Annotated in this window: 3 protein-coding genes; all 3 read left to right on the forward strand. The window is 68.0% G+C overall.

The features are described 5' to 3' along the window. A partial coding sequence (locus tag RTM68_RS18135) for a spermidine/putrescine ABC transporter substrate-binding protein (protein ID WP_312173677.1) occupies positions 1-522 on the forward strand: 522 nt, incomplete at its 5' end. A gap of 176 nt (positions 523-698) precedes the next feature. Then, complete coding sequence (locus tag RTM68_RS18140) at positions 699-1,175, forward strand: DUF2975 domain-containing protein (protein ID WP_312173678.1); 477 nt, start codon at positions 699-701, stop codon at positions 1,173-1,175. Then, complete coding sequence (locus RTM68_RS18145; protein ID WP_312173679.1) at positions 1,175-1,396, forward strand: helix-turn-helix transcriptional regulator; 222 nt, start codon at positions 1,175-1,177, stop codon at positions 1,394-1,396. The genes RTM68_RS18140 and RTM68_RS18145 overlap by 1 nt, the downstream gene beginning before the upstream one ends. The last annotated feature ends 139 nt before the right edge of the window (positions 1,397-1,535 follow it).

The following is a 1,535-nucleotide window of genomic DNA, read 5'->3' on the forward strand; positions in this document are numbered from 1 at the left end:
ATCCTCTCGGCCGCAGGCATCGCGGGCAACACCCCGCACGGTGTGCAGCACGGGCTGTCGACTCGGATCAAGACGATCGTCGATCACGCGGTCGCCGAGTACACCGAGCGCAACCTGCCCGTGCTGCAGCGTGAGCTCGACCAGCAGGCGGCCCGCAACCGCGCCCGCGCGTATCGGCCGTCGGAAGATCTCGACCCCGAGTTCGACGGGATGCCGCTGGATCCCGATCCGGTTCCCGGGGCGCCCTTCCTCTTCACGATCGCGGGTCTCGCGGACGACGCGGCCGCCGAGCTCCCGCCGCTGCCGCCGCTCAGCGACGAGGAGAAGAGCGCGCTGCGGCAGGAGGTCGGCCTCGCCGACGAGTACGCCAATCTCGTCGGACGAGAGATCTGCGGCATCCTGCTTCGCCACCGTCTGTACATCCAGGCCGCGATCTCGCAGCACGTCGAGCCGCAGATCGAGGCGATGCTCGCCGAGCTCACGCAGTCGCTCGACTCGCCGTTCGACCCCGACACGCCCTGACCCGATCCCGCGCTGAGCTGTTCCGGCACCGACGTCTCGGCTCGGCGAGTCCGGCACGCCTCATCCGAGCATCTGACCTGCGTATCCGCTGAGAGACGAGGGATGCCGTTGTCATCCGCTCTGAGCGGTGGGTATCGTTTTTCGATAGATATCCATTGCTCATCGATAGGGGCACCATGCATCCTCGAGTCTCCCGCGCGCTGAAGGCGCTGATCGTCGTCCTGCTCGCGCTGCTGCTCGCGAGTCAGGTCTTGGTGATCCCCGAGGTCGCGCGCATCACCGCGCTGCGCAACCCCGACGTCGTGCAGCTCGAGGTGCCCGGCATCATCGGCGCGGTCGTCTTCATCGCGCTCATCGAGGTCACATTGGTGTGCGTCTGGTTCCTGCTGTCGCTCGTGCAGACAGACCGCATCTTCCGGGTCGAGGCGTTCCGCTACGTCGACATCATCCTCGGGGCGCTGGTCGCGGCGGGCGTGCTGATCCTCGCGTCGTACCTCGTGATCGTCGCGAACCGGGCCGTGTCGCTCTCGCTGTCGCTGCTCGCGATCCTCGGTGTGGTCGTGAGCGCCGCGCTCGCCTTGCTCGTCGTGGTGCTGCGCGGTCTGCTGCGCAAGGCGCTCGAGCTCGAGCAGGATCTCTCCGAGGTCGTCTGATGCCCATCGTGATCGATCTCGACGTGCAACTCGCTCGCAAGAAGATGAGCGTGCAGGACTTCGCCGACGCCATCGGCATCACCCCCGCGAACGTCGCGGTGCTGAAGAACGGCCGGGCCAAGGCGGTGCGCTTCACCACGCTCGAGGCCATCTGCCGCGTGCTCGAGTGCCAGCCGGGTGACATCCTGCGCTGGGTGCCCGATTCCGACGAGGCATCATGACCGCGCCGCTCACCGCATCGGATGCATCGTCGGCGCCGGTCGCGCCTCCCGTCACCTGGGGCGAGACGGTCGCCCGGCACCTGCTCGACGAGCGCGCGTGCCCGGTCTGTCACGCCGCGCTGCAGGGCGGTTGCTGTGC

The sequence above is a fragment of the Microbacterium sp. genome, from assembly GCF_031988965.1.
In the GTDB taxonomy this organism is placed as follows: domain Bacteria; phylum Actinomycetota; class Actinomycetes; order Actinomycetales; family Microbacteriaceae; genus Microbacterium.